Here is a 22,836-nt window from a genome sequence, read left to right as displayed (position 1 = left end):
ACGAAGCGAACTGAGAATACGGAAACACATGACTGACGAAGAACGCCCTGAGGCTCCCGCGCACAACCACGGTCACATCGACCAGGTCGACCTGCAGGCCGAGATGCAGCGCAGCTACCTCGACTACGCGATGAGCGTGATCGTCGGTCGCGCACTCCCACGCGTCGAGGACGGCCTCAAGCCCGTGCATCGCCGCGTGATCTACGGCATGTACGACGGCGGTTTCCGTCCCGACAAGTCGTTCTCCAAGTGCGCCCGCGTCGTCGGCGAGGTGATGGGCCACTACCACCCTCACGGCGACGCGCCGATCTACGACGCCCTCGTGCGCCTCGTGCAGCCGTGGTCGCTGCGGTATCCGCTGGCGCAGGGCCAGGGAAACTTCGGATCGCCCGGCAACCAGGGCGCCGCCGCGCCGCGCTACACCGAGACGAAGATGGCCCAGCTCGCGCTCGAGATGGTGCGCGACATCGAAGAAGACACCGTCGACTTCCAGGACAACTACGACGGCCAGACTCAGGAGCCCGTCGTCCTGCCGGCGCGCTTCCCGAACCTGCTGGTCAACGGCTCCGTCGGCATCGCGGTCGGCATGGCGACCAACATCCCGCCGCACAACCTCCGCGAGGTCTCCGACGGCGCGCTGTGGGCACTGGAGCACCCGGATGCCACGCGCGAAGAGCTGCTCGAGGCGCTCATGGAGCGCATTCCCGGCCCGGACTTCCCGACCTATGCGCAGATCCTCGGCACCAAGGGCATCAAGGACGCCTATCGCACCGGTCGCGGGTCGATCACGATGCGCGCCGTCGTCAACGTCGAGGAGATCCAGGGCCGTACGTGCCTCGTGATCACGGAGCTGCCGTACCAGGTCAACCCCGACAACGTCGCCGTCAAGATCAGCGACCTCGCCCGCGAGGGCAAGATCACCGGGATCGCCGACATCCGCGACGAGTCCTCGGGACGTACGGGTCAGCGCCTGGTCATCGTGCTGAAGCGGGATGCCGTCGCCAAGGTCGTGCTGAACAACCTGTACAAGCACACGCAGCTGCAGGAGAACTTCGGCGCGAACATGCTCGCGATCGTCGACGGTGTGCCGCGCACGCTGCCGCTGGACGGATTCATCTCGCACTGGATCGAGCACCAGATCGAGGTGATCGTCCGCCGCACACGGTTCCGGCTCGCGAAGGCCGAGCGCCGCATGCACATCCTGCGCGGCTACCTCAAAGCGCTCGACGCCCTCGACGATGTCATCGCGCTCATTCGCCGCTCGCCCACGGTCGAGGAAGCCCGCGAGGGTCTGAAGGCCCTGCTCGAGATCGACGACGACCAGGCGCAGGCGATCCTCGACATGCAGCTGCGGCGCCTCGCCGCACTCGAGCGTCAGAAGATCATCGACGAGGCCGCCGACCTCGAGACGCAGATCGCCGACTTCAACGACATCCTCGCGAAGCCGGAGCGCCAGCGCACGATCATCCGCGACGAGCTGACCGAGATCGTCGCAAAGTTCGGCGACGACCGCCGCACCGAGATCCTCCACGGATACGAGGGCGGCATGACGAACGAAGACCTGATCCCCGAAGAGGAGATGGTCCTCACGGTCACCCGCGACGGGTACATCAAGCGCACGCGGAGCGACAACTATCGTTCACAGCACCGCGGCGGCAAGGGCGTCAAGGGTGCGCAGCTGCGCGCCGACGACGTGGTCGAGCACTTCTTCGTCACGACGACGCACCACTGGCTGCTCTTCTTCACCACGAAGGGACGCGTCTACCGCGCAAAGGCATACGAGGTCCCCGAGGCCGGCCGTGACGCGAAGGGTCAGCACGTCGCGAATCTGCTCGCGCTCCAGCCGGGCGAGGAGATCGCGCAGATCCTCGACATCCGCGACTACGGCGTCGCCACCTACCTGGTGCTCGCCACGCGCGGCGGTCTGGTCAAGAAGACCCGACTCACCGAGTACGACACCAACCGTCAGGGCGGGATCATCGCGATCAAGCTCCGCGGACAGGTGCCCGACGAGGGAGACGACGCTGAGGGCGAGGGCGACGACGAGCTCGTGAGCGCACTGCTCGTCGACGAGGGCGACGACATCCTGCTCATCAGCCGCCACGGCATGTCGCTGCGCTTCTCGGCGACCGACGCGGCGCTGCGGCCGATGGGTCGTTCGACCTCGGGCGTGAAGGGAATGGACTTCCGCACCGACGACAGCCTGCTGTCGGCGTCGGTCGCTCAGGACGATGAGTACGTGTTCGTCGTCACCGAGGGCGGGTATGCGAAGCGCACCGCCGTCGACCAGTACCGCGTGCAGAATCGCGGCGGACTGGGCATCAAGGTGGCCAAGCTGAACGAGGATCGGGGCGATCTCGCGGGCGGTCTCATCGTCTCCGAGGACGACGAGGTCTTGGTGGTTCTTGCCAGCGGCAAGGTGGTACGCTCTGCCGTGGCCGAGGTCCCAGCCAAGGGCCGCGACACCATGGGTGTCGTGTTCGCCCGCGCCGCCGACGAGGATCGCATCATCGCGATCGCACGGAACGGTGAGCGGGGCCTGGCAGAAACCGCAGAAGCCGCCGACCCCGATTCGGCCACCCCCCCGGCTTCTCCCGATACCCCCGAAGAGAGTGTTGACGCATGAGCACGGTAGCCGACAAGCTCGCCAAGAAGTCCAGCCATAAGACATCCGCCAAGCAGGTGCGCCTGCGCCTGGTCTACGTCGACTTCTGGTCGGCCGTGAAGCTGTCGTTCCTCGCGGCCATCGCGCTCGCTGTGGTGACCGTCGTGTCGTTCGTCCTCGTCTTCCTGGTCGTGCAGACCACGGGCCTCATCGCGCGCGCGGACGAGTTCTTCGGAAACTTCACCGACGGCACCATCCTGCTGTCGCAGTTCGTCAGCCTGCCGCAGGTGCTCGCGTTCTCGGCGGTCGTCGCGATCCTCAACCTCGTGGTCGTGACGGTCCTCGGCGCGGTGCTGGCCGGCATCTACAACCTCGCCGTCAAGGTCACCGGCGGCCTTCTGGTCGGCTTCACCTCGAACTGACCGCGGATGCCGGCTGCCGGCCGGCGCGTCACACCACGGTTGTTCCCAGCAGTGTGCCGATGAGCCAGGTCGCTCCGAGGGCGAGCGCGCCTCCGAGGACGAGGCGCAGGACGGCCCGGCCCTTGGACGAGCCACCCAGCTGAGCTGAGATGCTGCCGGTGATCGCGAGCGCGATGAGCACCGCGGCGAACGTGACCGGGACTCGCCATTCAGGTGGTGGGAGAAGGATGGCGAGCAGCGGCAGCAGCGCCCCGAGTGTGAAGGCGACGGCGGACGACAGCGCGGCATGCCAGGGGTTGACGAGGTCGTGCTGATCGATGTGCAGCTCGACCTCGAGGTGCGCCGACAGTGCGTCGTGGGCGGTCAGCTCCTCGGCGACGCGACGGGCCGTGTCTTCCGTGAGGCCGCGGTCGCGGTAGAGCTGAGTCAGCTCCTCGAGCTCTTCCGCAGGCATGTCGCGCAGCTCGCGCGACTCCTTCGCGATGAGCGCGCGCTCACTGTCGCGTTGGCTGCTGACGGAGACGTACTCGCCGAGAGCCATCGAGATCGCACCGCCGACGAGACCGGCGATGCCCGCCAGGAACAGAGCGGGGGCATCCGTGGTCGCACCCGCGACGCCCACCACGAGCGCCGCGACCGACACGATGCCGTCGTTCGCACCGAGCACGCCGGCCCGCAGCCAGTTCAGTCGCTGGCCCAGTCCGGACCCGTGGGGTTCGCCTTCGTGTGAGGTCGCCGCCATGGAGACAGTCAATCGCGGCTCCCGGCGTGCGGGCGTCAGGCGCGTCGCGCTCTGCCTCGGCCGGCGACGCGGCATCCGCTCCGATTCGTGAAAACGGCGGGCGTCGGGTAAAGTCTTGGAGGTTGATCGGCTCGAAAACGCCGGTCCAGACGGGGCTATAGCTCAGGCGGTTAGAGCGCTTCACTGATAATGAAGAGGTCCCAGGTTCAAGTCCTGGTAGCCCCACCGTCATCTCAAGAGGGGCCTTAGCTCAGTTGGTAGAGCGCCTGCTTTGCAAGCAGGATGTCAGGAGTTCGAATCTCCTAGGCTCCACAATCGAGAAGCGCCGTCCCGAAGGGGCGGCGCTTCTCAGTTATCCGGACCTGCGATACGAGGCGACGGAGTCTCCTAGGCTCCACAACGATCGCCCGTCGCCCGTGGCTCAGTCACCGAATGTGGCGTGCCCAGAACTCGTCGTCGGCCCAGTTCTTGGGTATCCCCATGCCAGCCAGGTTCATGGGTGGGCGGGTGCTCACGAGGTCGTGAAGTCGCCGCGCCCATGTGCTGCGTGGCGACACCACATCGAGCACAGACTGCAGTGACACGAGTACCGGATAGAGCCGCTTCTCTGAGCGACGTGGCAGTGCAGCGTCTCCCTTCAACCACGAGATCGCGGGTGAGCTAGGGATCGCCGGATACACGCCGATGCCGACGTTCCACAGCCGGCCATGGTGTGCGCAGACGTTCCGAACGCGCACGTATGTGCGCAGCCATGACATGAGCACCGGCTCGCTCAGACCGATGCGCTGAGCTATAGCCGTCCTGTCGGAGCGGCGCCGCAGGTTGTCGACCACGTTGTTCAGCTGACCGAGAGTGAGCGTCTCAACCATCAGCCACGAGGGCGGCAGCTCGGGTGAGCCGTACGTCATCAGGTAGTGCTCGAGCGCAGACCGATAGACGACGCCGGCGTCCTCATTCGACGAGAACGTCCGCCCCGCTGGCTCTGCCGTCCCAAGTAGCCTGGTGTCCGAAGTCTCCTGAATCATCCTCAGCAGTCCGGTGTGCTTGCCGCGATTCACGAAGTGCGATGCATCGACATACCAGTGAGGGTCCTCGTATGTGGTCGACATGTGATCTGTCAGCGCTGCGCGCACCGCGACCTCGACGCGCTCCAATGCATCCATGACGAGTAGACGGAGGGCCCGGTCGAAGACGTAGATGCCCAACACATCGTCGAACTCCACGTCCTCGCGAAAGAGGTGATCGGGTTGTCCCTGCTGGAAGGGGATCGTGTACGGCGAGAGCCGGAAGTAGCCGATGTGCTTCAGATACCGTGTTGCCCGCTCGCGATTCGGGATCACCAGTCCTCGCTCCGCGAGACGATCGACCAGCTCGTCCAGTCTCAACGCCTGCTTGTCGTAGTGGAGTGCGCCGCGAGACCTAGGAACGCGAGGTTGTCGGGGCATCGGTGCTCTTCCGGGGCAGAGAAAACCCCCCAAGTGCGCTTCTACGAGAGGCGTGGGGGGTGTGGTGGTACGAATGTAGCACGCACGGCTGACAGAGTCCCGGAATCGCAGCCGTAGCGCTGGCAGGAGCCGAAACGCCTGCTTTGCAGGCAGGATGTCAGGAGTTCGAATCTCCTAGGCTCTTCGCGTTAACGAAGGTTCTGCGATTCGACGGCTCTCCGCTTCTCAGGAGATCGACCGAAGTCAGGACCAGCCCCCACGATCCATCCCGGGCCGTGAGTCCTCCGGCCGGAGCGACGCTTTCCCGCGCGGATGCAAGCGTTTGTGCAATTCGTCCCCCAAGTGGGGGACAGTGTGTAGATCTCACACAAAGGAGCGCGTTTGCCGGGTCGATTTCCTCTTGTAGCGGTGACAGGAATCGCGCCTTCGATGTCCGTGCGGCGATAAACCTTGCTCACCAACGCAAACGTCGTTGATCAACTGGGGAGGAACATCATGCACTGGTCATGGATGCGACTCGCAGCTGCCGGCATGGGGGTGTCGGCGGTTGCGGCGGGCTACATCGTGAATGTGGACCGCGCGACACGGCAGGGGCAGAGTCTCGCGCTCGTGCTCGCGAACTACTTCAGCATGTTCACGATCGTGTCGACGCTGCTCAGCGCCGGGGCGCTCGCGGCCGCGGCCACCTGGACGCGGATGCACCCGGAGCGGACTCGGGAACCGCTCGGGGTCGCGCTGGCGCTCGCCATCACGACCGGGCCGGTGCTGTTGCTGGGGGTCGTCTACAACGTGCTGCTGCGCGGGGTGCCGTCCGAGGTCGCGGCTGCGGACTCGGCGGGCATCGCGATGCTCGACACCTACGCGGTCGAGGTGCTGCACGTCATCATCCCGCTGTACCTGCTGGTGGACCTGCTGTTCGCCCGGCGGCGGCGAGGACTGCCGTGGTGGAGCCTGCCGGTGCTCACGGTGTACCCGCTGACATGGCTGCTGTACACGATGGTCCGCGGCGAGCTCGTGGTCGACCCGTCGGGGGCGGCGGCCTGGTGGTACCCCTATCCGTTCCTGGACCCGCACGGCGCCGGAGGCTGGGGCTCGGTGCTGATCTACATCGGGGGGATCTTCGCGGCATTCGTCGCGATCGGGGCGGGGATCATCGCGATCGGACGCTATCGGGAGCGTCGCGCGATGCGTCACGAGGTAGTCGTCGAAGCAGGGGTGCTTCACGGCTGAGCTCGTCACGCGCGTCGGCCCGTCCCCTCATGGGGGCGGGCCGTCGCGCTGCGCGGCGCAGCCGGCAGAGGCATCCTTCGCCGGCGTCGCACGGTTAGGGTGAAGCATGGACCTCCGCGTCGCGGCCTACGCCGTCGTCATCGACGCCGAGGATCGCCTCCTTCTCGCCCACTGGAACGAGGGCCGCCGTGCGGCATGGACCATGCCCGGTGGCGGACTGGAGCCCGGCGAGGATCCCGAGCGTGCCGCGCGGCGTGAAGTGCGGGAAGAGACCGGGTACAAGGTCGAGATCGACGAGCTTCTCGGCATTCATTCCCGCGTGATCCCCCCGGGTCGACGCCTCACACCGGGGGTCACCGAGCCGCTTCACACGCTGCGCATCCTGTACCGCGCTCACATCATCGGCGGGAAGCTCCGCAACGAGAAGGACGGCTCCACGGACCGGGCGGAGTGGTTCCCGCTCGACGAGGTCAGCGCGCTGCAGCGCGTGAAGCTCGTCGACATCGCGCTCGAGATGGCGAACAAGAACTAGAGTGGATGCCGCTACCCGGCCGGCTGCGAGATGTCGGCCACCGTCGCACCGTACGCGGCGATGAGGTCGTCCGCCTCGACGAACAGGCTGTACCCGTGGGCGCCCGCCCCCATCGCGATGCGCTGCCCGACGATCTGCTCATCGGCGTAGATGGGCCAGTCGGTCGAGCTGCCGATGGGGACGATCGTGCCCCGCTCGTAGCCGGTCGCCTCGAGCGCACGCTGAGGATCGGGGAGCTGCAGCTTGTTCACCCCGACGACCGCCCGCAGCTTGGGCCACGAGATCGCGCGGTCGCCCGGAACCAGCGCGAACAGGAACGTGTCGTCGCTGCGCTTCACGACCAGGGTCTTCACGATGCCCGCCGGCGCGATGCCGAGGATCTCGGCGGCTTCCGCGAGGCTGTTCGCTACGGGTCGCTCGCGGATCTCGATCGCGAGGGAGCGAGCGGATGCCGCGTCCGTGACCCGATCGAGTCCGGCGACGGCGTCGCTCACGGTCAGGCGTCCGGTGCGCGCAGCGGGTCGTCGGCCACCCAGAGCTCATCGTCGGCGCGAAGCGTCTGCCAGGCGGCGTAGAGCACGCCGATCGCGGCCGCGACGCCGAGGATGATCGCGATGACCCCGCCGGCACCGATCCCGGACTTCACCGGAGCGGGCTGTGCCTTGCGCCAGCTGGCGGGAAGATCGATGCCGCGACCCGACGCGAGGCGGGACCGAGTGTCGTTGGCGGCATCCCATACCGAGAGCGCGGAGCCGACGACGGCGCCTGCCGCGGGGATGACGGTGTCGTTGACGACCCGCTTGCCCTTGTCGACATACGGGGCGGCGTAGGTCTCGTAGCCCGCCGCGACACGCGGGCGAACCTCTTCGCGGTGCAGGTGGCCCAACTGGCGCCCTGCCTCGCGCGCGACGTTCGCAGCCTCGCCCACGAGGACCTGCTGCGTCTCCCACAGGCTGTTCGCCTGGGTCTGGAGCTTGCGGAGTTCCTTCTTGCGCTTGCGGCTGAGGCTCACGATCTGCCCTCCTGATCGAACCGGGATCTGGTTCGACCCATCTTGCCAGACCTGCGCCGAGGCGGGAGGGCTTGCACAGAACTCTGGAAGAATGTAGCAATGCCGATTCACACCGCTGTCGCCACATTCCACACCAACCACGGCGACATCGTCGTCAACCTCTTCGGGGATCACGCGCCCCGCACCGTCCAGAACTTCACCGGTCTCGCCGACGGCACCGGTTCGTGGACCGACCCCGCCACCGGCAAGCCGGGCGAAGGGCCGCTCTACACGGACGTCGTCTTCCACCGCATCATCTCGGGCTTCATGATCCAGGGCGGCGACCCGCTCGGTCAGGGCGTCGGCGGTCCGGGCTACACCTTCAACGACGAGATCAGCCCCGAGCTCACCTTCACCGAGCCCTACAAGCTCGCGATGGCCAACGCCGGCCTGCGCCGCAACGCGATCACCGGTCAGGCTGAGGGCACCAACGGCTCGCAGTTCTTCATCACGGTTCCCGGCCAGGGCGGCCGCGGTCCCGAGTGGCTGCAGGGCAAGCACACCATCTTCGGCGAGGTCGCCGACGACGCCTCGAAGGCTGTCGTCGACGCGATCAGCGAGGTCCCGACGGCTGCGGGCGACCGTCCGATCGAGCCGGTCGTGCTGCAGTCGATCGACATCGTCGCGGCCTAGGCGCTCCGCCCGCCGTGACCGCCGACGACCTCGCGCGCAATCGCGACAACTTCTGCTACCGGCATCCGGACCGGCAGAGCTTCGTGCTCTGCCAGCGATGCCTGCGCACCATCTGCCCCGAGTGCCAGACACCCGCCGCTGTCGGCGTGATCTGCCCGGAGTGCCTGCGCGACCAGCAGAAGGCGGCGTCGCCCGCTCAGCGCAAGGCCGAGCGTCGGTGGTCACGGCCGCGGGCGATGACGGTGGCCGACTCCCGGCCGATCGTCACGTACGCGATCATCGGGATCACGGTCTTCACCTACCTGCTCACGCTGATCCCGGACATCGGGACGAGCATCCAGGACTCCCTGGCTTTCATCGCGCCGACGCTGTACCCGGAGCTCACCGGTCGCTTCGAACCGTGGCGGCTCTTCACCGCAGCCCTCGTCCACGGCGGGCCCATGCACATCGCGCTCAATATGCTCGCGCTGTGGATGATCGGTCGCAGCCTCGAGCCTCTGCTCGGTCGGTGGCGCTTCCTCACGCTGTACGTGCTGAGCGCCCTGGGCGGCTCGGTCGCCGTCGCGCTGCTGTCGTTCCTGACCCCGGTGGTCGGAGCATCCGGGGCGATCTTCGGGCTCTTCGGGGCGCTGCTGGTCATCGGACGCCACATCGGCGCGAACATCGGCGGCATCGCCCTTGTGCTCGGCATCAACCTCGTGATCGGGTTCGTCCCCGGCTTCAACGTCTCGTGGCAGGCGCATGTCGGCGGACTGGTCGTCGGCCTGCTCGTCGGGCTGATCTTCACGCGCACGCGATCACCCCGTCAGCGCGGGCTTCAGATCGCGCTGCTCGTCGCGGTGGCCGCCGTCCTCGTCGCGTTGCTCTTCGTGCCGGCGGTGGCGCCGGGGCTCGTCCTCCGCTGAAGTTATCCACAGGTTCATCCACACATGGGGATGAATCACACGCGTGTAATTCACACCTGTTAACAGGCCTGTTAACAACTCCGGATAACACGAAAGCCCCGGTCGGACCGGGGCTTTCGGAAGAGTCGGATGCTGCGCTCAGCGCCAGCGGGTGGTCATGAGGAAGCCGAGGAAGGCGATGCCGAAGCCGATCACCAGGTTCCAGCCGGCGATACCGGGAATCGGGTAGGCCATACCGCTGAGGTAGAACACCAGGACCCAGACGAGTCCGATCAGCATGAGGCTGATCATGATCGGCTTGAACCACACCGGGTTGGGTGCAGCCTCGCCTTCTGCGCGCTCGATGAGCGGGTCGTCTTCTTTGCCGGGTCGTGCCATGCACAGAAGTCTAACTGCCAGCCGCCCCACAGCGTGCGACGACTACACTTCCGCTGTGGAACAAGCGCTTGCCGGCCCCGATGGGGGGCCTCGTGCCGGGGGTGCGACTCCTTCCCGACGCTCCCGCACCTCGGTGATCGGCGTGCTCGGCGAGATCCTGATCACGGCCGGCGTCATCGTCCTGCTGTACGTCGCGTGGCAGCTCTACATCGGCGACATGATCTACGGCGCTGAGCGCAACGCGCAGGGCCAGGAGCTCTCGCAGGAATGGGCGGGCGCCTACGGGACCACCAACGACGGGGGCGAGGCTCCCGTCACCGCCGAGCCGATCGTCCGCGCCGAACCCGCGGACGGCGAGAAGTTCGGCGTCATGCACATCCCTCGGTTCGGCGCCGACTACGCGATGCCCATGGCCGGAGGCGTGACGCGCGAGCGCACCCTCAACCCCATCGGCATCGGTCACTACATGGGAACGCAGATGCCCGGCGAGGTCGGCAACTTCGCCCTCGCCGCTCACCGCACGTCCTGGGGCGAGCCCTTCCGGAAGATCGCCGACCTCCGCATCGGCGACCCGATCGTCGTCGAGACCGCGGACGGCTGGTACACCTACCGCTTCCGCACTCTCCAGTACGTCGAGCCCTCGCAGGTCGACGTGCTCCTGCCCGTTCCGCAGGCGCCCGATGTGCCCGCGGGCACGCGGTACATCACCCTGACCAGCTGCAGCCCGATCCACTGGATGTGGGAGCGGATCATCGCGTACGGCGTGTTCGAGTCGTTCACCCCGCGAGGAGCCGAGCCTCCGGCATCCCTGACGGAGGCGGGGGCCTGATGTACGCCGCACTCTGGCGCGTGCTCCCCGGCCCGTGGTGGGTCCGCGCCCTCATCCTCGCGGTGCTCGCCGCCGCGGTCGTCTACGGACTCATCTTCTACGTGTTCCCCTGGGTCAGCGAGATCATCAACCCGCTCGACGGCACCGTCGAGTGACCCTGAGACGGTGAGCGCCGCATCCGTCCTGGTCGTCGACAACCACGACAGCTTCGTCCACACGCTCGTCGGCTACCTCCACGAGCTCGGAGCGACGACTGATCTGGTCGAGGCCGACGCCGTCGACGACCCGCGTGGACTGCTTGCGCGCTATCGTGCCGTGCTCGTGTCGCCGGGGCCGGGAGCACCGGGCGACGCCGGGGCATCCGTCGCCGTCGTGCGCGCAGCCGCGGCCGAGCGGATGCCGCTCCTCGGCGTCTGTCTCGGACATCAGGCGATCGGCGAGGCGTTCGGCGCGACGGTCGCGACCGCTCCCGAGCTCATGCACGGCATGACCTCGCTCGTGCACCACGACGGCAGCGACCTCTACGCCGGTCTGCCCGATCCGTTCACGGCGACGCGGTACCACTCGCTCGCGATCGTCCCCGAGACCCTCCCCGGCGAGCTGGTCGTCACCAGCCGCACCGCCGAGGGCGTGATCATGGGCGTCGCCCACCGCGAGCTGCCGATCAGCGGCGTGCAGTTCCATCCGGAGAGCGTGCTGACCGAGGGCGGCCATCGCCTGCTGGGCAACTGGCTCGCGTCGGCAGGGTACTCGGATGCCGCATCCCTCGGCGCGGACCTCAGTCCGCGCCGCTGACTCGGGCGATCAGCTCCCCGAGCAGTATCCGAGCACGATCGGCGAGTGGATGGGCACGTCGCCCGGAGCGAGCGACTGCGTCGCCACCGTCGGAGGCGAGGACCCGGCGCACGAGGAGTCCTCCTGCGTCGACACCTCGAGGCCGACCTCTTCGAGCTCTCGCTGCGCCGCCTCCACCGTGTAGCCGCGTACGTCGTTGATCGTGACCTTGCCCGACGCGACGACGAGATTGACGACCGTTCCCTCGGGGACGCTGGCGCCTTCCGTCTGATCTGCGGAGATCACGGTTCCCGCAGCGAGCTCGGCGTCGTTGCGCTGCGTCACCGTTCCGAGCGCGAGCCCGGCGGCGTCGAGTGCGGCGGCCGCGGCATCCCGCCCGAGCCCCTCCAGCGGGGGCACCGTCGCCATCGACTGACCGAGAGAGACGTAGACGCGGACCTCCTGGTTCACGTTCACCGACTCCCCCGCCGCGGGGTCGGTGCGGATGACGATGCCCTCCGCGACATCCGGATTCTCCTCTTCGACCTGGATGGCGATGAGGTCGGTGTCGAGGAGCTCCTGGTTCGCGCGGTCGTAGGTCATGCCCGACACGTTCGGCACGATGCGCGCGCTCGAGGGCACATTGTCTTCGGGGTTGATCGAGAGCACCCAGAACAGCACCGAGATCAGCAGCACCGCGAGCACGCCGAGCCCGGCCCAGATCCACGCGACGGGCGGACCCGCCTGCGTGCGCTTCATCGTGGTGTCGGTGCTCAGCTGGCGGAGCGAGCGGGCCGTCTCGGCAGCCTGCTTCGGATTGGGGCCGTAGAGCTCGCTCGTGAGCGCGCCCACCTGACGCTTGGACGGCGAGCGGCCGTCGATCGTCGCATCGAGGGATTCGCGGAAGCTCGCGGCATCCTGGTAGCGCTGGAAGGGATCCTTCGCCAGGGCGCGCAGCGCCACAGCGTCGAGAGAGCGCGGCACGGTCTCGTTGATCTCGGACGGCGGGAGCGGCGCCTCGCTCACATGCTGGTACGCCACGGCGACGGGAGACTCGCCGCGGAACGGCGGACGCCCGGCGAGGAGCTCGTAGAGCACGACACCGGCCGAGTACAGGTCGGCACGGGCGTCGACCGGCTCGCCTTTGGCCTGCTCGGGAGAGAAGTATGCGGCAGTGCCCAGGATCGCCGTGGTCTCGGCCACCGTCGACGAGCTGTCGGAGACCGCGCGTGCGATGCCGAAGTCCATCACCTTGACCTGGCCCGCCTCGGTGACCATCACGTTGCCCGGCTTGATGTCGCGGTGGACGACGCCGGCGCGGTGCGAGTACTCCAGAGCCTCGAGGATGCCGTCGACGTAGCGGACGGCATCGGTCACCGGGACGGGCCCCTCGGCGATGATGTCCTTCAGCAGGGCGCCCGTGACGAGCTCCATGATGATGAAGGGGACGGGACGCACGCGACCGTCGGGGTCGGTGGAGGTGTCCTCACCCGCGTCGTAGACCCGCACGATCGTCGGGTGCGCCATGCGAGAGGCGGCCTGAGCCTCGAGCCGGAACCGCGTGCGGAACGCGTTGTCGCCGGCGAGCTCGCGATCGAGGATCTTGATGGCGACCGAGCGACCGAGCGTCAGGTCGTAGCCGCGATAGACGCTGGCCATGCCGCCGCGTCCGATGGGCTCGTCGATGCGATAGCGCCCGGAAAGCACTCGCGGCTCAGCTGTCACAGTCTCTCCTGGAATGGAACAACTGCCAGACTAGCCGAGCGGGGACGAGTGACAGGCAACCTGCCGACTCATCCCCGCTCGTGCTGTCGGGAACCGTGTTCAGCCGTCGGTGTCGTCGGCCGCCTGGATCGGCACGGTCGCCTCGGGCGATGCGCCGGACGTGCGATCGCCGGACGGGCCGCCCGTGCAGGTCACCGTGTAGCTCACGACGACATTCCCGGTCGCCGTGCTCGGCACCGTGACCTGTGCCGACCGGTCGCCCTGCGCGAACGCGGCGGTGGACTGGCCGTTGGCGAAAGTGCCGTTGGTCGCGGTCAGGTTGTACGCGCTGACCGAGCCCTCGCCGGCGGGGCAGGTGTAGGTGCCCCAGTTGACCTGGATCGTTCCGCCCGGTGCCACGGTCGCGTCGGTGAAGGTCGGCGCGGTCGGTGCGGGCATGGCCACCTGCGGTCCGTAGTACGTGAGGTTGATCGTGGTTCCGAGGGGAACACGGCCGGTGGGGTTCACGTCGTAGACGAGGTCCTGCTCTCCTGCCGTCGGGGCCGCGTTTCCCGCGACGCAGTTCGCCACGAGATCGGCGCCCTCGACGAGCGCGCGTGCGTCGGCACACGTCTTTCCGGTGAGGCCGAGTGCGGTGACGTCGACGCGCTCCTCGGTGGTCTCGGTGGGCGACGGCGTGTTCGACGGCGTGGGCGACGCGGACGTCGTGCTGGTGGACGGCTTCGGATCGCCCCCGTCCTGATTCGCGATGAGCGCCCAGATCGTTCCGCCGAGAACGAGCACGAGCAGCACGATGAGCGCGATGAGCGGCCACGTCCACGGACTGCGCTTCTTCTTCTCGGCCCCGTCCCCGTCGACGACCTCCTCGCCGGCAGCGCCGGCTGCGGGCAGCACGCGTGTGGCGGCCGAGGTGTCTGCGCCGGACGTGAGCAGCTGCGTCATGTCGTCGCCGGCGGCGGCACCGCCGGCGATCGCGGGAACGGCTGCCGCGGCGGCCGCGACATCGCCGCGCCGCAGAGCCGTCGCCGCCCGCGCGACCGCGGCGGCAGAGGCCGGGCGCTCCTCGGGCTTCTTCGCGATCATCGCCATGACGAGGTTCTGCACGGGAACGGCGACCGTGGGCGGCAGGGGAGGCGGCTGCTCGTTGATCTGCGCCATCGCGATCGCGACCTGCGATTCGCCCGTGAACGGGCGCTTCCCGGCGAGCGATTCGTACGCCACGATGCCCAGCGAGTAGGTGTCGGTCGCGGGGGATGCCGGGTGCCCGGACGCCTGCTCGGGCGACAGGTACTGCACGGTGCCCATGACCTGACCGGTTGCCGTCAGCGGCACCTGGTCGGCGATGCGCGCGATGCCGAAGTCGGTGATCTTCACGCGACCGTCGGGGGTGATCAGCAGATTGCCCGGCTTGATGTCACGGTGGACCAGCCCTGCGGCATGCGCCGCCTGGAGGGCGGCCGAGGTCTGGGCGACGATGTCGAGGGTCTTGTCGGTCGACAGAGCACCGTCGCGCTCGAGGATCGTTGAGAGCGCCTCGCCGGGCACGAGCTCCATGACGAGGAACGCGCTGCCGTTCTCCTCGCCGTAGTCGAAGACGCTCGCGATGCCCTCGTGGTTGACGAGTGCTGCGTGCCGGGCCTCTGCGCGGAAGCGCTCCAGGAACCCGGGGTCTCCCATGTACTCGTCTTTGAGGATCTTGATCGCGACCGTTCGTCCGATGACGTGATCGGTCGCTTCCCACACCTCGCCCATGCCGCCGATCGCGATCCGCGAATCAAGCTCGTAGCGGCCGCCGAAGGTCACACCCTGCGTCGGTCTCATCTGCCCAGCACCGCCTCCATGACCTTCTTTGCGATGGGAGCAGCGATGACATTGCTGCTGCCCGACTGCCCTTGCCCGCCGCCGTCCTCCACGACGACGGCGACGGCGACCTGTGGGTTGTCCGCGGGCGCGAACCCGGTGAACCACAGCGTGTACGGCTGGTTGGGACCGTTCTCCGCAGTACCGGTCTTCCCGGCCACGTCGACGCCGTCTATTCTTGCACCCGTCGCGATGCCCTCACTGACATTCGCGACCATCATCGCGACCATCTGGTCGGCGAGTTCCTGGTCGAGGGCCCGCCGGAATTCGACATCCTCGAAGACCTCCTGCACCGACAGGTCCGGACCGATCACGCGGTCGACCATCCGCGGGCTCATCACCACTCCGCCGTTCGCGATCCCCGCCGACACCATCGCCATCTGCAGGGGCGTGGCGATCACCTGGCCCTGACCGAACCCGGTCAGAGCGGTCTGCGCGTCGTCGAGTGCGCGCGGGTAGCTCGACGGCGTCGAGACCAGCGGCATCTCGAAGGAGGAGTTGAAGCCGTACTTCTCCGCCTCCTCGCGGATCGCGGTGTCGCCCAGCTCCACGGCGAGCTGAGCCATCGGGATGTTGCAGCTCAGTCGCAGTGCGTCGGCGATCGTGACGGTCGCACCGGGGCCGCACGTGCCGCGGGTGTCGTTGTAGATGACCGCGCTGGAGCCGGGGAGCGTGTAACTCGCCGGGTTCGGGATCGTCGACTCGGGCGTGTAGTCGCCCGACGCGAGAGCGGCCGAGGCGACGACGAGCTTGAAGGTCGAGCCGGGCGGGTTCAGATCGCCCGCGATGGCGCGGTTCGACAGCGGCTTGCCCGGGTCGGCCACGAGCGTGTCGTAGGCGGCGTTCACCTCTTCGGTGTTGTGCGAGGCGAGCAGGTTCGTGTCGTAGCTCGGACTCGTCACCATCGCGAGCACGCGGCCGGTCGACGGCTCGATCGCGATCACCCCGCCCTGCAGGTCGCCGAGAGCCTCGTACGCGGCGCGCTGCACCGTGGCATCCAGGGTCAGCACGACGTTGGAGCCTCGCGGAGGCTGGCCCGTGAAGATGCGCTCGATGCGCGACAGGAACTGCGACCCGGCGAAGCCGCTGAGGTACGAGTTCATCGCCTGCTCGATGCCGGTTCCCGCTTCACGGCCGAGGGCCGGATTGATGTAGCCGGTCACGGGTGCCCACATGTCGGGCTCGGTGTAGACCCGCTGCCAGCTGTAGACGTCGTTCGACGGCACGGATGAGGCGATGGCCGTGCCGCTCGCGATGATCGAGCCGCGCTGAACCTCGAACGAGTCGTAGAGCGCTCGCGTATTGCGGGGGTTCTCCGCGAGCTCCTCGGCGTTGACCACCTGGATCCAGCTCGTCGAGCCGAACAGCGCGAGGAACATCACCAGCATCAGGATGCTGAGGCGCCTGAGTTCTTTCGTCATGACGCGCACCTCCCCACGGCGTCGGGTGAGGCGGTTCCTGAGCAGGCGGCGCAGCGGCGGTATCGGAGGGCCTTCGTCATGTCAGCCGATCACCACCCGGGGGCGGCTGCGTACGGCATCCGAGATCCGCAGCAGCAGAGCGACGATGATCCAGTTCGCGACCAGCGACGATCCGCCGGCAGCGAGGAACGGTGTCGTGAGGCCCGTGAGGGGGATGATGCGCGTGACGCCGCCGACCATGATGAACACCTGCAGGGCGATCGTGAACGAGAGGCCGGTGGCGAGCAGCTTGCCGAAGTCGTCCTGGCCGGCGAGGCCGATGCGGATGCCGCGGCTCGTGAAGACCATGTAGAGGCACAGGATCGCGAAGACGCCGATCAAGCCGAGCTCCTCGCCGAGCGCGGGCAGGATGTAGTCGCTCTCCGAGACGGGCGTCAGGTACGGACGGCCTTGGCCGAGGCCGGTGCCGATCAGCCCGCCCTGCGCGAGGCCGAAGATGCCCTGCACGAGTTGATAGCTGCCGCCGTTGGCGTCGATGACGGCCGGATTGAAGGCATCCAGCCAGTTCGTGAACCGTCCGTTGACGTACGACAGCACCTGCGACGCGATGAGGGCTCCGGCGGCCGCGAGAGTCACGCCGATGAGCACCCAGCTCGTCTTGCCGGTGGCGACGTAGAGCATCGCGACGAACATGCCGAAGATGAGCAGGCCGGTGCCGAGATCGCGTTGCATCACGATGATGCCGAGCGAGATGAGCCAGAGCACGAGCAGCGGGCCGAGCTCGCGCGCGCGCGGCCACGTGACCCCGAGGAACCGGGTGCCGACGGAGCTGAGGCTCTCCCGCGTGCGCACCAGATAGCCGGCGAAGAAGATCGCGAGTGAGATCTTGGCGAGCTCGCCGGGCTGGAAGCTGAAGAAGCCGAGCGACACCCACACGTCGGCATTCGCGTCGGTCCCCAGTCCGGGGACGATCGGGAGGACCAGGAGCGCGATGCCGATGAACCCGAAGATGTACGTGTAGCGGAACAGCACCCGGTAGTTGCGCAGCAGCAGGACGACCGCGATCGCGAGGACCAGCGCGATCGCCGCCCAGGCGAGCTGCCGGGTGGAGAAGGCCTCCCAGCCGTGCCGCTCGCGGGCGATGTCGATGCGGTAGATCATCGCGAGGCCCAGACCGGTCAGCAGCGTGGCGATCGGCACGACGAAGGGGTCGGCGTCGCGCGCTCGCAGGCGCAGAACGATGTGAAGGGCGACCACCAGGGCGGTCAGCCCGCCGCAGTAGACGAGGAACGTCCAGTCGATCGCGCCGAGCGCCCCGAGCTGGACGAGCGCCACCGCCGACCCGTTGATCGCGAAGGCGAAGACCAGCAGCCCGAGTTCGCGGTTGCGCTGCGTCTGCGGCACGCGGATGCGCCGCAGCGCACGCAGCACTGCGGTGTCGGTGGAGACGGGCTCGGTCGCCGTGCTCGTGGGGCCGCTCATCCGCCTCCTCCCGAGGTCTCGACGATGGTCGCGACGATACGGCGGGCGTCTGAGAGGGAGCTTGCAGAGATGGTGCCCTCGACGGTCGCCCGCGCGAACTCGGGCAGCGAGTCGAGGGGGATCTCGGTGTCCTCGTACGGGGTCGAGAGCGAGATCGGGCCGATGTTCTGCTGCACGCCCTGGAAGATCACCACCGTGTCTTCGTCGGCGCCCACGTAGTAGCGGGTCTGGGTCCACTGGTACCCGACCCACAGCGCACCGGCGAGGATCGCGAGCACCAGCACGACACCCGCGATCCAGCCGATGCGGCGGCGACGCACACGGCGGCGGTCCTCCTCGATGAGCTCCTCGAGGAACTCGGCGGCCGGCTCGAAATGCGTCGGCTCGTTCGCGGCCTGACGGTTGGGGTGGAGCCAGCTCGTGCGCCCCGGGCGCGCGGCCGGGACCTCGATTCCGATCGGGTTGGAGGCCGAGCCGACCACGGTGGGCGTGCCCGAGAAGATCGGATGCTGTCCTCCGACGTCGACCAGGACGATCGTGACGTTGTCGGGGGCGCCGCCGTCCAGCGCCTGCTTGAGCAGGATGTCGGCGGTGCGGCCGGGTGCCAGGCCGAGCGCGAGCGCCTTGGCCGTGTGCGGGTCGTCGACGACCCCGGAGAGCCCGTCCGAGCAGAGCAGCCACCGGTCGCCCGGCTGCGTCGGCATGATGAACGTGTCGAGCTCGGGATCGGGGTCCATGTCGCCGAGCACGCGCATCAGCACGGACCGGCGCGGGTGGTACCTGGCTTCCTCGGGCGTGATGCGGCCGGAGTCGACCAGGCGCTGCACGAACGTGTGGTCGGTCGTGATCTGGGTGAGGGCGCCGTCGCGGAAGAGGTAGATGCGCGAGTCGCCGATGTGGGCGATCACCGCGTAGTCGTCGACCATGATCAGCGCGCTCACGGTCGTGCCCATGCCCGCCAGCTCCGGGCGGTCGTCGACCGTGTCGATCAGTTGGGTGGCGGCATCCGCTATCGCGTCGCGAAGCTCCCGCTCGGCCGCCGCCGTCGACTCGTACGGTCGGTCGAGACTCTGCAGTCGGGCGATCGCCAGACTCGACGCGACGTCGCCGCCGGCGTGGCCGCCCATGCCGTCGGCCACGACGAACAGGTTCGATCCGGCGTAACCGGAGTCCTGGTTGTTGGAGCGCACCTTGCCGGTGTGCGAGATGGCGACGCTCGAGCCCTGGAAGACCATAGGTGGTGGGTCCGCCCGCTACTTCCGCAGCTCGAAGGTCGTGGCGCCGACCTTGATCGGGGCACCGATCGTCACGGGGGCCGGAGCGGTCACACGGGAGCCGTCGTGCCAGGTGCCGTTGGTGGAGTCGAGGTCCTGGATCATCCACTGGTCGCCCCACAGCACGAGGCGGGCATGGTGGCTCGAGGTGTAGTCGTCGCGGATGACGAGCGCGGACTCGCTCGAGCGGCCGATCGTGAGGGGCTCGGTGCCGAGCGGCAGCTCGATGCCGGCCTTCGGTCCGCTCGTGATCACGATGCGCGAGACCGCGTCGGCGGTGGCCGGTCCGCCCTTCGGTCCTGCCGCCGGGGCGGGGGCCGCCGCGGGTGCGACGGGTGCGGTGGCGCCGGCGCGTGAGGCCGCCGCGGATGCCGCGGGTGCGGCCGCCGCGGGTGCGGCCTCCGGCATCCGGCGCACCTTCACGCCGAACAGGTCCGCCCGCAACGAGTAGACGACGGCGAACACGAACGCCCACATCAGGACGAGGAAGCCGATGCGCAGGAGGAGCAGGGTGAGTTCGCTCATGCCAGAGGACCTCCGTCGCGCAGGTCGTAGGCTCGCGTGGCGTCCTGGGCCGACATCGTCGGGCGCGGCGGCGTCGCAGCCTGCGCGACCACGTGGAACACGATGTCGGTGCGGCCGATGGTCACCGTGGAGTCGGGCGGAAGCACCGCCTCTCCCACCTTGCGGCCGTCGAGCATCGTGCCGTTCGTCGACTTCAGGTCGCGGACCATCGCGCGCTCGCCGTCCCACAGGATCTCGACGTGCCGGCGGCTGGTGCCGGCATCCGAGATCGTGATGTCCGCATCGCTGCCGCGGCCGATGACCGTGCGGCCCTTGACCAGCGGATGCCGCTTGCCCTCGATGTCGACGACGCCCCGCCACGACACCCGGCCGCCCTGCGCGGTCGAGGAGTCCACCCGGAGGGTGCCGGTCGAAACCTGCTCGTCCCGCTGCAGCGCGATCGTGACCGGCCCGGCGAACGAGTAGCCCTGCTTCTTGGCGTGCTTGTGCACCAGCGTGTCGAGCTCGTCGATCAGCGCATCGCCGATCGCGGCCATCTTCTCGTCGTCGGCAGGCGACAGGCGCACGACGAACGTATTCGGCGTGAGGATGCGGTCGCGGCTCACCACGGCAGCCTTCTTGTCGAGCTCGCTGCGCAGGGCGGAGGCGATCTCGACGGGTTGGATGCCGCTGCGGAAGGTCTTCGCGAACGCGCTGTTCACTGCGCGCTCGAGACCTTTCTCGAAGCTGTCAAGTAGTCCCACTGGGCTCCTCGGACGGGGGGTGCCGGTTGGTACATGCTAATTGCACAGTCTGTAATGCCGGTGGACCGCTTTCCGAAGTCGGCCGCCCGGCATCCCCGTTGCACAGGAGTTCCGGGGTTGTGCAGGAGAATTCGGCACGGTCTCGTCCTGTGGAAGCCGCGATCTCCTGGGTTCGGACGGCGGCGCGGCGCGAGGGCACAGTCCGCTCGGCAGGAGATCTCCGGTGCGCAGGAGGTTTCGGCCGGCATCCGTCCTGCGCACCGGATATCTCCTGCGTTCGGGTGCTCGCGCGGCGCGTGATATCCTCGGCAAGTTGAGTTTCGCGGTGTTTTCGGATGCCGCGGCTCGCGCGAGTGGCGGAATAGGCAGACGCGCTGGCTTCAGGTGCCAGTGCCCGAAAGGGCGTGGGGGTTCAACTCCCCCCTCGCGCACAGCGCGGAAGAAGGCCCCCGGAAGGGGGCCTTCTTCTTTTCACGCCCCGTCGAGCGCGGGAAGCAGCACGAAGACTCCTTCTTCGACCTCGCGGCCGAGGCCCGGGGCGTACGCGACGTTGCGGGAGACCTCGGTGAACCCGGAGTGCCGCAGCACCGCCACCGATGCGAGGTTGTGCTCGGCGGCCCGCGCGAACAGCGGGCGCACCGCCTCGCGCGACACGAGCAGACGCAGCGCGGCGGTGGCGACGCCGCGGTTCCAGGCGTGGCGGGCGATCCAGAAGCTGACCTCGCGGTCCCCGTCGATCGTGAAGACGGCGGCCGTGCCGGCGAAGCCCCCGTTCTCCGTCACCACCTGGTAGAGCACGTCGTCGTCGCCGCGCTGCCGTGTGATCCACGCGTCGAACGCGTGACGGTCGTCCGGGTCCTCGGCGGTGAAAGCAGCCATCGCGACGCCCTCGGGGTCGCGCATCATCTCGAAGATCGCGTCGAGGTCGTCGTCGTCCAGATCGCGCAGCTCGATGTGGTTCACACGAACACCGTAGCGAGCGCGTGCGCCACCGAACGAGGGGTCCCCGTCAGGTGAGCCCGTGGAGCTGCCGCAGGAGCGCCTCGGCGCGCACCCCGTCGCGCTCGCGCATCGCCTCGCGGAAGCCCTCATAGGCGGTGGTGCGCCCGACGGGGCACTCGATGATCGGACGCCACGTCGAGATGTTGCGGCGGATCGCGAGCTCGGCCTCTCGCATGAAACGCAGGATCGCCACGTTCCCCGTCGCCCGGGTGAGCTTCGCGAAGAAGATGTGGCTCGTGCGCAGCATCTCGGCGTAGTCGTCGAAGCGGGATGCCGCGATCACCGCGTCGAGCTCGCGGATCGCGTCCTCGAGCACCTCATCGGTGGCGTTCGTGCTCGCCATGCGCGCGGCGTTGCCCATGAGATAGGCGACGAACTCGAGGGTGTCGGCCTGGGCCTTGTCGTTCGGCGTCGACACGCGCGTGTAGCGATGCGGCGACACTTCGACGAGGCCCACGCGTTCCAGGCGCTGCAGCGCTTCGCGCACGGGGGTGCGCGATACGCCGAGCCATTCGGCGAGCTCGTGATCGCGCAGTCGTTCGCCCGGGGCGAGGGTGCCGTCGAGGATCGCCTCGCCCAGTCGGGCGTAGACCTCGTCGCCGAGCACCGCACCGCTGGGGACGAGGGGAGCGAGGGGGGTCGTCATGAGTGCGACCAGTGTACGTCGGCCGATTCAGCCGCATACACCTTTCTCATCTTCGTCGGACATTCGTGTCCGGATGCCGCGCGCCCGCGACGCGAAACGGGGGATCCTCCTTCTCGCCGCACCGCTGATATATCGGTAGCATGAGCGTGTCACGCTTACGCGTGGCCTATCCGGGGGGATCCGTCGACGCCCGGGCTTCGAGCCTCGCTCAGCCCGGGCGTCCGATGGTTTCCGGGGCGCGGCATCCGCTCGGAATGCAACATTTCCGTCACCATCCGAAACCACCCTCGCCGTATCGCCTTCCAACCGTTACGTTGTACTGGACTCGTGGCATGAGCGCGGGCACCCAGAAAGAACGGCAAGTAATGAGCACGCAGGGCACCGTCAAGTGGTTCAACTCGGAGAAGGGCTTCGGCTTCATCGCTCCCGATGAGGGCGGCGCAGACGTCTTCGCGCACTACACCGCGATCACCGCAAGCGGATACCGCTCCCTCGAGGAGAACCAGCGGGTCGAGTTCGAGATCGCCCAGGGCCCCAAGGGCCTGCAGGCGGAGAACATCCGCCCCATCTAAGCCATGAGGGCCTTCGGGCCCCATCAAGCGAAAGCTGCGC

24 protein-coding genes and 3 tRNA genes are annotated in these 22,836 nt (G+C 68.1%); 13 read left to right on the top strand and 14 right to left on the bottom strand.

The genetic code is table 11. The annotated features are described in order from the left end of the window. Positions 1 to 28: 28 nt before the first annotated feature. A complete protein-coding gene (gene gyrA, locus OL358_RS06280) occupies positions 29 to 2,626 on the top strand; it encodes a DNA gyrase subunit A (RefSeq protein WP_264709090.1) in 2,598 nt (865 codons plus the stop codon). Continuing rightward, entirely contained in the window at positions 2,623 to 3,027 is a 405-nt protein-coding gene (locus tag OL358_RS06275) for a DUF3566 domain-containing protein (RefSeq protein ID WP_056123523.1), read from the top strand. The genes gyrA and OL358_RS06275 overlap by 4 nt, the downstream gene beginning before the upstream one ends. A 28-nt stretch (positions 3,028 to 3,055) precedes the next feature. Here the strand turns inward: OL358_RS06275 and OL358_RS06270 are convergent, their stop codons facing one another. Then, positions 3,056 to 3,769: a VIT family protein gene (locus tag OL358_RS06270; RefSeq protein ID WP_264709087.1), complete on the bottom strand. Its 714-nt coding sequence runs from the start codon at positions 3,767 to 3,769 to the stop codon at positions 3,056 to 3,058. A gap of 151 nt (positions 3,770 to 3,920) precedes the next feature. Here OL358_RS06270 and OL358_RS06265 point away from each other — a divergent pair. Both OL358_RS06265 and OL358_RS06260 read left to right on the top strand, forming a co-directional pair. Continuing rightward, positions 3,921 to 3,994 (top strand) — tRNA-Ile (locus OL358_RS06265). Positions 3,995 to 4,008: 14 nt separating this feature from the next. Then, positions 4,009 to 4,081: transfer RNA gene (locus tag OL358_RS06260), tRNA-Ala, on the top strand. A gap of 113 nt (positions 4,082 to 4,194) precedes the next feature. On the opposite strand, the gene OL358_RS06255 is transcribed toward OL358_RS06260, so the two are convergent. Then, on the bottom strand, positions 4,195 to 5,154 hold the full coding sequence (locus OL358_RS06255; RefSeq protein ID WP_264709086.1) for an Abi family protein: 960 nt from the start codon (positions 5,152 to 5,154) through the stop codon (positions 4,195 to 4,197). A 570-nt stretch (positions 5,155 to 5,724) separates the two neighbouring features. Between OL358_RS06255 and OL358_RS06250 the strand changes: the two genes are divergently transcribed. Further along, positions 5,725 to 6,444, top strand: coding sequence for a Pr6Pr family membrane protein (locus OL358_RS06250; RefSeq protein WP_264709085.1), 720 nt, complete (start codon positions 5,725 to 5,727; stop codon positions 6,442 to 6,444). Between the two features lie 106 nt (positions 6,445 to 6,550). Beyond that, complete coding sequence (locus tag OL358_RS06245; RefSeq protein ID WP_264709084.1) at positions 6,551 to 6,976, top strand: NUDIX hydrolase; 426 nt, start codon at positions 6,551 to 6,553, stop codon at positions 6,974 to 6,976. Between the two features lie 11 nt (positions 6,977 to 6,987). Here OL358_RS06245 and OL358_RS06240 read toward each other — a convergent pair whose 3' ends face one another. Further along, the gene (locus tag OL358_RS06240; protein WP_264709083.1) at positions 6,988 to 7,470 is read right to left on the bottom strand and encodes a YbaK/EbsC family protein; all 483 of its coding nucleotides are present in this window, start codon (positions 7,468 to 7,470) and stop codon (positions 6,988 to 6,990) included. Positions 7,471 to 7,472: 2 nt separating this feature from the next. Beyond that, the gene (locus OL358_RS06235) at positions 7,473 to 7,988 is read right to left on the bottom strand and encodes a DNA helicase (RefSeq protein WP_264709082.1); all 516 of its coding nucleotides are present in this window, start codon (positions 7,986 to 7,988) and stop codon (positions 7,473 to 7,475) included. Positions 7,989 to 8,087: 99 nt separating this feature from the next. On the opposite strand from OL358_RS06235, the gene OL358_RS06230 reads away from it, so the two are divergent. Further along, entirely contained in the window at positions 8,088 to 8,660 is a 573-nt protein-coding gene (locus OL358_RS06230) for a peptidylprolyl isomerase (RefSeq protein WP_264709081.1), read from the top strand. 14 nt (positions 8,661 to 8,674) lie between these two features. Beyond that, positions 8,675 to 9,565, top strand: coding sequence for a rhomboid family intramembrane serine protease (locus tag OL358_RS06225; protein ID WP_264709080.1), 891 nt, complete (start codon positions 8,675 to 8,677; stop codon positions 9,563 to 9,565). A 138-nt stretch (positions 9,566 to 9,703) separates the two neighbouring features. On the opposite strand, the gene OL358_RS06220 is transcribed toward OL358_RS06225, so the two are convergent. Beyond that, positions 9,704 to 9,943: a cell division protein CrgA gene (locus OL358_RS06220; protein WP_264709079.1), complete on the bottom strand. Its 240-nt coding sequence runs from the start codon at positions 9,941 to 9,943 to the stop codon at positions 9,704 to 9,706. A 55-nt stretch (positions 9,944 to 9,998) separates the two neighbouring features. Between OL358_RS06220 and OL358_RS06215 the strand changes: the two genes are divergently transcribed. Genes OL358_RS06215 through OL358_RS06205 form a run of 3 tightly spaced genes read left to right on the top strand, consistent with a single transcriptional unit; the run spans position 9,999 to position 11,567 of the window. Next, a complete protein-coding gene (locus OL358_RS06215; RefSeq protein ID WP_264709078.1) occupies positions 9,999 to 10,772 on the top strand; it encodes a class E sortase in 774 nt (257 codons plus the stop codon). Then, entirely contained in the window at positions 10,772 to 10,927 is a 156-nt protein-coding gene (locus OL358_RS06210; RefSeq protein WP_264709077.1) for a hypothetical protein, read from the top strand. Before OL358_RS06215 ends, OL358_RS06210 begins: the two co-directional genes overlap by 1 nt. Positions 10,928 to 10,937: 10 nt before the next feature. Further along, positions 10,938 to 11,567 (top strand): anthranilate synthase component II, encoded by a 630-nt coding sequence (locus OL358_RS06205; RefSeq protein WP_264709076.1) that lies wholly within the window; start codon positions 10,938 to 10,940, stop codon positions 11,565 to 11,567. 9 nt (positions 11,568 to 11,576) lie between these two features. Here OL358_RS06205 and pknB read toward each other — a convergent pair whose 3' ends face one another. The 7 genes from pknB to OL358_RS06170 form a co-directional block, all read right to left on the bottom strand. After that, positions 11,577 to 13,271 carry a Stk1 family PASTA domain-containing Ser/Thr kinase gene (gene pknB, locus OL358_RS06200; protein WP_264709075.1) on the bottom strand — a complete coding sequence of 565 codons (1,695 nt, stop codon included), beginning with the start codon at positions 13,269 to 13,271 and terminating at the stop codon, positions 11,577 to 11,579. A gap of 99 nt (positions 13,272 to 13,370) precedes the next feature. Continuing rightward, a complete protein-coding gene (locus OL358_RS06195; protein WP_264709074.1) occupies positions 13,371 to 15,092 on the bottom strand; it encodes a serine/threonine-protein kinase in 1,722 nt (573 codons plus the stop codon). Then, positions 15,089 to 16,552: a peptidoglycan D,D-transpeptidase FtsI family protein gene (locus OL358_RS06190; protein ID WP_264709073.1), complete on the bottom strand. Its 1,464-nt coding sequence runs from the start codon at positions 16,550 to 16,552 to the stop codon at positions 15,089 to 15,091. Before OL358_RS06190 ends, OL358_RS06195 begins: the two co-directional genes overlap by 4 nt. Before the next feature lie 81 nt (positions 16,553 to 16,633). Next, positions 16,634 to 18,034 (bottom strand): FtsW/RodA/SpoVE family cell cycle protein, encoded by a 1,401-nt coding sequence (locus OL358_RS06185; RefSeq protein WP_264709072.1) that lies wholly within the window; start codon positions 18,032 to 18,034, stop codon positions 16,634 to 16,636. Then, positions 18,031 to 19,269 (bottom strand): PP2C family protein-serine/threonine phosphatase, encoded by a 1,239-nt coding sequence (locus tag OL358_RS06180; protein ID WP_264709071.1) that lies wholly within the window; start codon positions 19,267 to 19,269, stop codon positions 18,031 to 18,033. The genes OL358_RS06185 and OL358_RS06180 overlap by 4 nt, the downstream gene beginning before the upstream one ends. Positions 19,270 to 19,287: 18 nt before the next feature. Further along, positions 19,288 to 19,833 carry an FHA domain-containing protein gene (locus OL358_RS06175; RefSeq protein WP_264709070.1) on the bottom strand — a complete coding sequence of 182 codons (546 nt, stop codon included), beginning with the start codon at positions 19,831 to 19,833 and terminating at the stop codon, positions 19,288 to 19,290. After that, on the bottom strand, positions 19,830 to 20,576 hold the full coding sequence (locus tag OL358_RS06170; RefSeq protein WP_264709069.1) for an FhaA domain-containing protein: 747 nt from the start codon (positions 20,574 to 20,576) through the stop codon (positions 19,830 to 19,832). The genes OL358_RS06175 and OL358_RS06170 overlap by 4 nt, the downstream gene beginning before the upstream one ends. A gap of 347 nt (positions 20,577 to 20,923) precedes the next feature. On the opposite strand from OL358_RS06170, the gene OL358_RS06165 reads away from it, so the two are divergent. Then, positions 20,924 to 21,007 (top strand) — tRNA-Leu (locus OL358_RS06165). A 40-nt stretch (positions 21,008 to 21,047) separates the two neighbouring features. Here the strand turns inward: OL358_RS06165 and OL358_RS06160 are convergent. Next, complete coding sequence (locus OL358_RS06160; RefSeq protein WP_264709068.1) at positions 21,048 to 21,539, bottom strand: GNAT family N-acetyltransferase; 492 nt, start codon at positions 21,537 to 21,539, stop codon at positions 21,048 to 21,050. A gap of 46 nt (positions 21,540 to 21,585) precedes the next feature. Then, complete coding sequence (locus OL358_RS06155; protein WP_264709067.1) at positions 21,586 to 22,224, bottom strand: GntR family transcriptional regulator; 639 nt, start codon at positions 22,222 to 22,224, stop codon at positions 21,586 to 21,588. 365 nt (positions 22,225 to 22,589) lie between these two features. Here OL358_RS06155 and OL358_RS06150 point away from each other — a divergent pair, with 365 nt between their 5' ends. Beyond that, positions 22,590 to 22,796: a cold-shock protein gene (locus OL358_RS06150; protein ID WP_056123580.1), complete on the top strand. Its 207-nt coding sequence runs from the start codon at positions 22,590 to 22,592 to the stop codon at positions 22,794 to 22,796. Positions 22,797 to 22,836: the final 40 nt, after the last annotated feature.

Origin of the sequence: Microbacterium sp. SSM24 (assembly GCF_025989145.1) — a bacterium.
Taxonomy (GTDB): Bacteria; Actinomycetota; Actinomycetes; order Actinomycetales; family Microbacteriaceae; genus Microbacterium.
The sequence above is the reverse complement of the archived record's forward strand: the minus strand, read 5'-3'. Positions and strand labels throughout refer to the sequence as shown.

What these genes read in the sequence shown, in the direction of transcription:
- gyrA (WP_264709090.1), top strand. Translation starts at nt 29, where the DNA reads ATGACTGACGAAGAACGCCCTGAGGCTCCCGCGCACAACCACGGTCAC.
- OL358_RS06275 (WP_056123523.1), top strand. Translation starts at nt 2,623, where the DNA reads ATGAGCACGGTAGCCGACAAGCTCGCCAAGAAGTCCAGCCATAAGACA.
- OL358_RS06270 (WP_264709087.1), bottom strand. Translation starts at nt 3,769, where the DNA reads ATGGCGGCGACCTCACACGAAGGCGAACCCCACGGGTCCGGACTGGGC.
- OL358_RS06250 (WP_264709085.1), top strand. Translation starts at nt 5,725, where the DNA reads ATGCGACTCGCAGCTGCCGGCATGGGGGTGTCGGCGGTTGCGGCGGGC.
- OL358_RS06245 (WP_264709084.1), top strand. Translation starts at nt 6,551, where the DNA reads ATGGACCTCCGCGTCGCGGCCTACGCCGTCGTCATCGACGCCGAGGAT.
- OL358_RS06230 (WP_264709081.1), top strand. Translation starts at nt 8,088, where the DNA reads ATGCCGATTCACACCGCTGTCGCCACATTCCACACCAACCACGGCGAC.
- OL358_RS06220 (WP_264709079.1), bottom strand. Translation starts at nt 9,943, where the DNA reads ATGGCACGACCCGGCAAAGAAGACGACCCGCTCATCGAGCGCGCAGAA.
- OL358_RS06210 (WP_264709077.1), top strand. Translation starts at nt 10,772, where the DNA reads ATGTACGCCGCACTCTGGCGCGTGCTCCCCGGCCCGTGGTGGGTCCGC.
- OL358_RS06195 (WP_264709074.1), bottom strand. Translation starts at nt 15,092, where the DNA reads ATGAGACCGACGCAGGGTGTGACCTTCGGCGGCCGCTACGAGCTTGAT.
- OL358_RS06190 (WP_264709073.1), bottom strand. Translation starts at nt 16,552, where the DNA reads ATGACGAAAGAACTCAGGCGCCTCAGCATCCTGATGCTGGTGATGTTC.
- OL358_RS06185 (WP_264709072.1), bottom strand. Translation starts at nt 18,034, where the DNA reads ATGAGCGGCCCCACGAGCACGGCGACCGAGCCCGTCTCCACCGACACC.
- OL358_RS06180 (WP_264709071.1), bottom strand. Translation starts at nt 19,269, where the DNA reads ATGGTCTTCCAGGGCTCGAGCGTCGCCATCTCGCACACCGGCAAGGTG.
- OL358_RS06175 (WP_264709070.1), bottom strand. Translation starts at nt 19,833, where the DNA reads ATGAGCGAACTCACCCTGCTCCTCCTGCGCATCGGCTTCCTCGTCCTG.
- OL358_RS06155 (WP_264709067.1), bottom strand. Translation starts at nt 22,224, where the DNA reads ATGACGACCCCCCTCGCTCCCCTCGTCCCCAGCGGTGCGGTGCTCGGC.
- OL358_RS06150 (WP_056123580.1), top strand. Translation starts at nt 22,590, where the DNA reads ATGAGCACGCAGGGCACCGTCAAGTGGTTCAACTCGGAGAAGGGCTTC.